Origin of the sequence: Intestinibacter sp., from assembly GCF_051866655.1 — a bacterium.
In the GTDB taxonomy this organism is placed as follows: domain Bacteria; phylum Bacillota; class Clostridia; order Peptostreptococcales; family Peptostreptococcaceae; genus Intestinibacter.
Genome location: NZ_JBJDXL010000567.1, coordinates 1 through 8791 on the forward strand (window position 1 = coordinate 1; position 8791 = coordinate 8791).

An 8791-nucleotide genomic window follows, 5' to 3' on the forward strand; every position below is an offset into this window, starting at 1 on the left:
TGTTTTCAGCACTTGTGTCATTTGTAAAATTTGTTGCAGATTCTGAAACACAGCTACCAGCTATAACTTATTGGCTTATGGGAAGCTTGGGTTCAGCGAGCTATAAGACATTGCTTTTAGGAGCTCCGTTTATAATAGTCGGAATTTTCGTGCTTTATTTACTTCGTTGGAGACTAAATATTTTGATGCTATCTGATGACGAAGCGAAATCATCAGGGACTAATATAAATTTACTTAGAGGTATAACAATAGTAGCAGCTACTATGGTCACAGGATCATGTGTTTCCATGTGTGGTCAGGTAGGATGGGTAGGACTTATTATACCTCATATGTGCAGGATGAAGTTTGGAAATAACCACCTTGCATTAGTGCCTGCATCAATAAGTATTGGGGCGGTTTTCATGGTTATAGTAGATACTATCGCTAGAAGCTTAGTAGCGACTGAAATTCCTATTTCAATACTTACAGCAATAGTTGGAGCACCGTTCTTTATAACACTTATGAGAAGAAGTGGAGGTTGGCAGCTATGATACTTTCAGTTGAAAATGGATGTTTTGCTTACAAAAATTCTAAGGATAAATTGCTACTTGAAAATATTAATTTTTCTGTAGAGCCAGGCGATTTTGTAGCAATCCTCGGTCCAAATGGAGCGGGAAAAACTACATTACTTAGATGTATAATGGGATTTTTGAAATGGAAAAGTGGAAAAAGCACATTAGATGGAGTAGATATAAGAAGTATTTCACATAAAAAATTATGGAAGGATATCGCTTATGTTCCTCAGGCAAAGACTACAGTTGCAGCGTATACAGTAGAAGAAATGGTCTTGCTTGGAAGAAGTAGTCATTTTGGAATGCTGTCTATGCCAAAGGAAAAGGACTTAGAGATAGTAAACAGAGTAATGGATGAGATGAATCTAACTAGATTTGCAAAGAAAAAATGTTCTCAACTAAGTGGAGGGGAACTTCAGATGGTCTTAATAGCTAGAGCATTAGTATCTGAGCCTAAAATACTTATACTAGATGAGCCAGAATCAAACTTAGATTTTAAAAATCAGCTGCTTATTTTAGATACAATGACAAAGCTTTCAAATCAAGGTATAAGCTGTATATTTAACACACATTATCCGACGCATGCACTGCAAAGGGCTAATAAAGCATTTTTATTAAGTAAGAGTGGAAAATATCTATTTGGCGAAACTAGAGAGGTTATAACAGAAGAAAATATAGAAAAAGCATTTGGCGTAAAGGCAGTAATAGGAGAGATAGAAACTCCAAGCAATGTATTAAAAGACGTTATACCTCTAGAAATTACTAATACTAGTGATTTAGATGTACTTTTAGATAAAAGTGAATTATCTGATGAAAGAAAGGTCGCAGTTGTATCTATAATTGCTGAGGATTCTAGTATTTCAGATAAAATAAATAAATTAATAGGACAAAATAAAAAATACATAATAGGTCGTATGGGAATGCCTTATGAAGAAAAGGGTATATCCATTATAAATGTAACTTTAGATGCGCCTGAACATGCAATTCAATCTCTAGTAACTCAGCTTGGTCATCTGTCAGGTGTCAGTGTAAAAGCTATATATTCTCAAGTTGATTTTAAAGAGGAAAAAGGATGTGAAAAGGTTGAATAATGTAGAAATAATAGATAAGTTAAATCAAAACAAAAGCCTTTCTTTTTTAGAATGGGAACAGTTATTAGAAACATTTACAGAAGAGGATGCAAAGTATGCAGCTGATATTGCAAGAGAGATAGCTGTAGGAAAGTTTGGTAAGAAGATATTTTTTCGTGGTATAGTCGAATTTACAAATTACTGTAAAAATGACTGCTACTACTGCGGAATAAGATGCTCAAATAAAAATGCAGTTAGATATAGATTGTCTAAAGAGGATATATTGGATTGCTGTGAAGAGGGATATAAATACGGTTATAGAACTTTTGTACTCCAAGGCGGAGAAGACAGACATTATACAGACGATATGATAGTCGATATTGTATCTGAGATTCACAAGAGATTTCCAGACTGTGCTATAACGCTTTCTATAGGAGAAAAGGAGAGAGAATCTTATCAGAGATTTTTCGATGCTGGGGCGAGCAGATATTTACTTAGACATGAAACAGCAAATGAACAGCACTACAGAAAACTCCATCCAGAAAAACTATCTCTAAAACACAGAATGAATTGTCTTAAGGATTTAAAGGAAATAGGCTATCAAACTGGATGTGGATGTATGGTCGGAAGTCCATATCAGAGAATAAGTGATCTATGCGAGGATATGATGTATATGAGTGAATTTAAGCCTCAAATGATAGGAATAGGTCCATTTATACCACATAAGGATACTCCATTTAGAGACTTCGAGTCAGGAAGCGTTGAGATGACATTATTTTTACTTAGTTTATGCAGAATAATGCTTCCAGATGTACTACTTCCAGCTACGACAGCTCTGGGAACAGCAAAATCTGACGGAAGAAAATTAGGAGTTTTATGTGGAGCAAATGTAATTATGCCTAATTTATCACCTATAGCAGTTAGAAAAAATTATTTACTATACGACAATAAAGCTATAAGCGGTGAGGATGCAGGCGAAAACTTAAGAGTTTTGCAAGATCATATGAGTGAAATTGGATACGAAATAGTTGTAGATAGAGGAGATTACAGAGGATAGATATAAGGGGGATTTAGATATGATAAAAATAGCAGTTTATGGAAAAGGTGGAATAGGAAAATCAACTACAATTTCTAATTTATCTGTGGCACTAGCTAAAAAGGGATTAAAGGTCATGCAAATAGGATGCGATCCAAAGGCAGATTCGACAACTAATCTACATGCAGGAACTAAAATAAATACAGTTTTAGATTTAGTTCGCGAAAAGAAGGACAACTTCGAATTAGAAGATATGGTAGTAGAAGGATATAAAGGTATTTTATGTGTAGAAGCAGGAGGACCAACCCCAGGAATGGGATGTGCAGGAAGAGGTATAATAACTGCACTAGAAAAACTAGAACAAAAAGGCGCATATGAAAAATATAAACCTGATGTAGTTTTCTACGATGTATTAGGTGATGTAGTTTGTGGAGGATTCTCAATGCCTATGAGAGGCGGATATGCAGACAAGGTATTTATAATAACTTCTGGGGAATACATGTCAATCCACGCTGCGGCAAATATAGCTATGGCAATAGATAACTTCAAGGATAGAGGATACGCTAGCTTAGGTGGAGTTATTTTAAATAAGAGAAACGTAAAAAACGAAGAAGAAAAAGTAAATGAATTTATAGAAAATGTAAATTCAAAATTAGTTGGAACTCTAGACAGAGACGAAATAGTAATTCAAGCAGAGGAAATGAAAAAAACAGTTATAGAAGCTTTTCCAGATAGCCCTATGGCAAAAGAATACGAAGCACTTGCTGAGAGCTTACTTAAGGCATGTGAAAAGGAGGAAGCTAAATGTTAAAACCTATTAGAGAAAAAGAAAGAGATGCCTGTGTTTTAATAAAAGATGCAAAATTTCCTGCACCATTTGATTCTAGACTTGAGTTTTCATGCTCAGCTAGAGGTACCTGGAATATAGTTCATATAGGAATGCTTATCCCTGAAATTCACCAAATATTTGTATGCGCACAAAGCTGCCTTAGAGGTGTTGTCTTAACTGCAGCTGAGATGAATGCTATAGATAGATTTTCTAACATAATAGTTAGAGAAAATAATGTGCTAGAAGGTGATACAGAGGATTTAATAATAGAAGGTGTTGGAGATATTTTATCTAAGCTACCTTATAAACCAAAGGCGGTCTTAGTGTATACTAGCTGTGTTCACCATTTTGTAGGATGTGATTTGCCTCTAGTTTATAAGAGACTTAGAGAAAAATATCCAGATATAGAGTTTACAGACTGTTATATGAACCCTATTATGAGAAAAAGTGGACTTACACCAGATCAAATAATGAGACGACAATTGTACAGCCTACTAGACAAAGAAGAATTAGAACAAAAGAGCGTAAATATAATTGGAAATAACTACTCAACTGATGAAAGCAGTGAGTTAGTAAAAATCATAAGAGACAATGGATTTACTCTTAGGGAGATTACAGATACTAAGACTTATGCAGAGTACAAAGAAATGGGCAAGAGCTCTATAAATATTTCCTACAACCCTGTAGCTAGAGAAGCAGGTAGATATTTAGAAGAAAAATTAGGTCAAAAGCATCTATATTTACCTCTATGCTATGGATTTGATGAAATAGAAAAGAATTTAGACTTGCTTTGTGAAGCTCTAGGTGTAGAAAAAATGGATTTTGAAGAAAATAAAAAAGCAGCTACAGAAGCTCTAAACAAGTCTCAAAAGGTAATAGGCGATACTCCTATAGCAATAGACTACACACTTACTATGAGACCTCTAGGACTTGCTAGACTTCTTTTAGAGCATGGATTTAATGTAGAGAGTATATATGTAGATAGCTTTATAGCTGAAGAACAAGAGGACTTCAATTGGCTTAAGGAAAACTATCCAGAAATAAAAATTTACGCGACAATACATGTAAAAATGCGTTTTGTAGATAGAAAAAGCGACGAAAAAATACTAGCTCTAGGTCAAAAGGCAGCGTATTTCACAGGAAGTAATAATTTTGTAAATATAGTTGAAGGTGGAGGAATGTACGGATTTGACGGAATAGTCAAATTAGCAGATCTTATGATTGACGCCTTTTTAAACGAAAAAGATGCTAAAAAATTAATACAATTCAAAGGATTGGGGTGTGAAAATTATGAGACAAATTGCAAGTAGAATATCTATTTATTCAGCAGATGCATTTGGAGTTTGTTCAGCTTTATATGAATTAGGCGGACTTACAGTAATGCACGATGCTTCAGGATGTAACTCTACATACAACACTCACGACGAGCCTAGATGGTATGATATCGACAGTATGGTATATATCTCAGGAATATCTGAAATGGAAGCTATAATGGGGGATGACGACAAGTTTATAGACGACATAATATACACTGCAAAAGAGCTTTCACCTAATTTTATAGCTATGACTGGAACTCCTATACCTATGATGATAGGAACTGACTTCAAGGCTATTGCATCTATAATCGAAAAAGAGACAAATATACCTACTTTTGGATTTGATACAACAGGAATGCATTCGTATATAGATGGTGCGTATAAAGCCTTTGAAGCTTTAGCTAAGAGATTTGTATGTGAAAAATCAGAGGGTACAGATGGCAAAAAAAGAGCAAATATAATAGGCGCTACACCGTTAGATTTTTCTGTAAATAAAAGTGTGGAAGCTATGAAGGAATTACTAGAATCAGACGGATTTGAAGTAGTCAGCACTTGGGCTATGGGTTCTACATTAGAGGATATAAAAAAATCTAAGGCTGCCGATGTAAACTTAGTAGTATCTTATTCAGGAATGGGAGTTGCAAAATACCTATACGAAAAATTCGGTATTCCTTATGTAGTAGGTACACCATTTGGAAAGAAATTTGCAGAAATAGTTTTAAATGATTTAAACGAAGCTATAAAGACAAAAGAAAATAAAATAGCTTATAAAAATAGAAAAACAGTAGAAGATGCAGACATAACTATAATAGGTGAAAGTGTTATGTCGGAATCTCTAGCATGTGCTATAGCAGAAGAAAAAGATAAGACAGTAAAAGTAATATCAGCTTTGGAAACAGACGAAAAACTCCTTCTAGAGGGAGACTGTATAGCTATGGATGAAGAAGAGATAGCATCTTGCTTAAAGAATGCAAAAGCTATAATAGCAGATCCACTTTATAAACCTATTTGTCCAATTGATTCAAACTTTATATCTTTGCCTCATGAGGGATTTTCAGGGCGAATTTATAGAGATGAAATACCAAATATAATAAATAAAAACTTATAAGAGAGGGGAATTTTATAAATGAAAAAATTCAAAAAAATAATATGTATGTTACTAATAGTAACTATGTTACCAATATTTGGTGGATGTTCATCAACATCTAAATCAAGCTCTAGTTCACAAGCTAGTTCAGCATCATCAAGTGCTAGCGACACAATAACTATAACTGACCAAGCAGGAGATGAAGTTACACTTCCATCTAAAATCGAACGTATAGCAGTTTGTGATATACTACCACTTCCATCAGTTTTAGCAATATTCTTTAACTCAGCTGATAAAATAGTAGGTATGTCAGAACCAAGTATGACTGCAGCTAAAAACGGACTTTTAGGGCAATTATACCCAGAAATATTAAATGCAGATACAGGATTTATAAAAGATAGCGAAGTAAATACAGAGGAATTATTAAAATTAAAACCAGACGTAGTATTCTACGGAGCTTCAGATCCAGAAATAGGATCAAAATTAAAAGAAGCTGGATTTAACGCAGTTGCAATATCAGTTAACAAATGGGAATACAATTCTATAGAAACTTTAAACAACTGGATAGACTTATTAAGTCAAATATTCCCAGAAGATGCTAAAGCAGACAAGGTAGAAAAATACAGCAACGAAATTTACGATATGGTTCAAGAAAGAGTAAAAGATATCCCAGATGATGAAAGAGCTAATGTATTTTTCTTATTCAAATACGATGAAACTTCAATAGTTACATCAGGTAATCAGTTCTTCGGAAGCTGGTGGGCAAAAGCTATAGGAGCTAAAAATGTAGCTGACGATATAGACAAAGACAATGCAGTGCCAATTAATATGGAACAAATTTATAAGTACAATCCAGAAATTATATTTATAACAAACTTTACTCAAGCTCAACCAGAAGATTTATACAACAATACTATAGGTAGCAACGATTGGAGTAAAATACAAGCTGTTCAAGATAAAAAAGTTTACAAAACTCCTCTAGGAATGTACAGAAGCTACACTCCAGGAGCAGATACTCCTATGACTCTATTATGGTATGCTAAGACTGTATATCCAGATTTATTTGAAGATATAGATTTAAATGAAGAAGTTGAAAAATACTATAAAGAGGTATTCGACGTTGAATTAACAGAAGAACAAGTAGAATCAATATTTGCACCAACATCAGATGCTGCTAAAGGATTCTAGGATAATATAAAAAAATACCACTAGTCGCAAATTCTACGATTGGTGGTATTTTTGATTTTATGCAACAAATCCTGTAATTAGATAAAGTAAGGTTCCGACAACACCACTACCTAATATCACAGTTATAGCATTCATCTTATATTTTCTAAGTGCGTATAGCCCTGCTACAAACAGTCCGCATTCAATCCACTTAAAGTCGCCTAATTTAAAGTTAGATATATCTGCGTTGAAAAGTGCTAGCATAAGTATTGACATACCAGCAGAAGCTATTAGAGCGACTACAGCAGGTCTTAGTGAAGCTAGTACGGTTTGAACTCCTGAGAAGCTTCTGTATTTATAATAAAAATACGCTAATGTCAAACAAATTATAAATGAAGGTATAATACACCCTAAAGTACAAATAATAACTCCAAGAGGTCCAGCAAGACGAGTGCCGACAAATGTCGCTGAATTTATAGAAATAGGCCCAGGAGTCATCTCAGCTATAGTGATTAAGTCAGTGAATTCTTCTAAAGTCATCAATTGATGAACATTTACTATTTGATCTTGTATAAGTGGGATAGCAGCATAACCACCTCCGACACTGAATAAACCGACCTTTAAGAAACTGAAGAATAATTTTAAAATTAGCATCTTTGATTACCTCCTTTTACTTTATTTTTATTTAGCTCTAACATTAAATCTACAATACCTATTAAAAGACAAACTAATATAATATTCATAGCACTTACTTTAAGTAGGTAAGTTGCTACAAATCCTACTACCATCATAGCGATATATAAATATCTCTTTGTTTTCACTACGTTTTTCATAAGGTTTATAACTACATCAAAAATTACTGCAGCAACTCCAGCTCTCATAACTTGAAGAGCGATTGCTATATATTTATTAGTTCTAAATTCTGTATAAAATATTGATATGACTGATATAATAACCATTGGAGGTATTATAGTCCCTAAAATAGCGACTATAGATCCTAAAATTCCGCACATGCGATAACCTATAATAACTGATGCATTTACAGGAAGTGGACCTGGAGATGACTGAGTTATAGCTGTTATATCTAGCATTTCGTCTTCATCTAGCCATCCTAATTCCTCTACAAATTTCTTTTTCATAAGTGATACGATTACAAATCCACCACCGAAGGTACATGAACTCAATACGAACATTGATTTAAATAGATTCCACAAAATAAATGATTTTGATTGTTTTTCCTTCATAATATTATCTCCTTTTGTTCGAAGTTATTTACAAGTTTATTATATTAGCTATTTTATTATAAGTAAAATATATAAGTTTTATAAAAGTGATAGGTAAATACATATTATAGGAAAGAATTAACAAGAAATATTAATAAATGAATATTATTTAATATCTAATATATATCTATAGCGAAGCTACTACCATGTCTCCGTGCCATTATGAATATATTAAAGAACTTTGTGAAGAATTATAGCTCTAAATATTTATTTTTATAAAATAAAATTTATTCATTATAATAACTCTACAAATCTATTTTTTATCATGTACTGAGTAATATAAAGATCCTCTGTCGCTAATTCCATAAATAATTCCTTTATTCGATTAAATTCTTTATATTTCTTACTTATAAATAAAAATTTAAACCACGTTAAATAATTATTTAAATACTTAGTGGCAACCCCATTAAAATTTCTCATCCATTCTCTTAATTCTCTATTATATTTAAAAA

General features: G+C 33.1%; 9 protein-coding genes and 1 pseudogene. 7 read left to right on the forward strand and 3 right to left on the reverse strand.

The annotated features are described in order from the left end of the window. From ACI3VO_RS17145 to ACI3VO_RS17175, 7 genes are all read left to right on the forward strand, one after another. Positions 1–530: FecCD family ABC transporter permease (locus ACI3VO_RS17145; protein ID WP_439759068.1), on the forward strand; the 530-nt coding region annotated here is incomplete at its 5' end. After that, positions 527–1642, forward strand: a complete 1116-nt coding sequence (locus tag ACI3VO_RS17150) for a TM1266 family iron-only hydrogenase system putative regulator (RefSeq protein ID WP_439759069.1) — start codon at positions 527–529, stop codon at positions 1640–1642. The genes ACI3VO_RS17145 and ACI3VO_RS17150, both read left to right, overlap by 4 nt. Next, positions 1635–2678, forward strand: a complete 1044-nt coding sequence (hydE, locus tag ACI3VO_RS17155) for a [FeFe] hydrogenase H-cluster radical SAM maturase HydE (RefSeq protein WP_439759070.1) — start codon at positions 1635–1637, stop codon at positions 2676–2678. Before ACI3VO_RS17150 ends, hydE begins: the two co-directional genes overlap by 8 nt. A gap of 19 nt (positions 2679–2697) precedes the next feature. Continuing rightward, positions 2698–3468 carry a nucleotide-binding protein gene (locus tag ACI3VO_RS17160; RefSeq protein ID WP_439759071.1) on the forward strand — a complete coding sequence of 257 codons (771 nt, stop codon included), beginning with the start codon at positions 2698–2700 and terminating at the stop codon, positions 3466–3468. After that, on the forward strand, positions 3462–4796 hold the full coding sequence (locus ACI3VO_RS17165; protein ID WP_439759072.1) for a nitrogenase component 1: 1335 nt from the start codon (positions 3462–3464) through the stop codon (positions 4794–4796). Before ACI3VO_RS17160 ends, ACI3VO_RS17165 begins: the two co-directional genes overlap by 7 nt. Next, positions 4777–5910: a nitrogenase component 1 gene (locus ACI3VO_RS17170; protein WP_439759073.1), complete on the forward strand. Its 1134-nt coding sequence runs from the start codon at positions 4777–4779 to the stop codon at positions 5908–5910. The genes ACI3VO_RS17165 and ACI3VO_RS17170 overlap by 20 nt, the downstream gene beginning before the upstream one ends. An 18-nt stretch (positions 5911–5928) precedes the next feature. Next, on the forward strand, positions 5929–7077 hold the full coding sequence (locus tag ACI3VO_RS17175; RefSeq protein ID WP_439759074.1) for an ABC transporter substrate-binding protein: 1149 nt from the start codon (positions 5929–5931) through the stop codon (positions 7075–7077). A gap of 57 nt (positions 7078–7134) precedes the next feature. Here ACI3VO_RS17175 and ACI3VO_RS17180 read toward each other — a convergent pair whose 3' ends face one another. The 3 genes and pseudogenes from ACI3VO_RS17180 to ACI3VO_RS17190 form a co-directional block, all read right to left on the reverse strand. Continuing rightward, positions 7135–7710 (reverse strand): chromate transporter, encoded by a 576-nt coding sequence (locus ACI3VO_RS17180; protein WP_439759075.1) that lies wholly within the window; start codon positions 7708–7710, stop codon positions 7135–7137. Further along, positions 7704–8300 (reverse strand): chromate transporter, encoded by a 597-nt coding sequence (locus ACI3VO_RS17185; protein ID WP_439759076.1) that lies wholly within the window; start codon positions 8298–8300, stop codon positions 7704–7706. The genes ACI3VO_RS17180 and ACI3VO_RS17185 overlap by 7 nt, the downstream gene beginning before the upstream one ends. A gap of 368 nt (positions 8301–8668) precedes the next feature. Further along, positions 8669–8791 (reverse strand): annotated as a pseudogene (locus tag ACI3VO_RS17190) (IS1595 family transposase); the annotation flags it as partial.

Excerpts from the sequence above, each read along its gene's own strand:
- ACI3VO_RS17150 (WP_439759069.1), top strand. The coding sequence starts at position 527 with ATGATACTTTCAGTTGAAAATGGATGTTTTGCTTACAAAAATTCTAAG.
- ACI3VO_RS17160 (WP_439759071.1), top strand. The coding sequence starts at position 2,698 with ATGATAAAAATAGCAGTTTATGGAAAAGGTGGAATAGGAAAATCAACT.
- ACI3VO_RS17165 (WP_439759072.1), top strand. The coding sequence starts at position 3,462 with ATGTTAAAACCTATTAGAGAAAAAGAAAGAGATGCCTGTGTTTTAATA.
- ACI3VO_RS17170 (WP_439759073.1), top strand. The coding sequence starts at position 4,777 with ATGAGACAAATTGCAAGTAGAATATCTATTTATTCAGCAGATGCATTT.
- ACI3VO_RS17175 (WP_439759074.1), top strand. The coding sequence starts at position 5,929 with ATGAAAAAATTCAAAAAAATAATATGTATGTTACTAATAGTAACTATG.
- ACI3VO_RS17180 (WP_439759075.1), bottom strand. The coding sequence starts at position 7,710 with ATGCTAATTTTAAAATTATTCTTCAGTTTCTTAAAGGTCGGTTTATTC.
- ACI3VO_RS17185 (WP_439759076.1), bottom strand. The coding sequence starts at position 8,300 with ATGAAGGAAAAACAATCAAAATCATTTATTTTGTGGAATCTATTTAAA.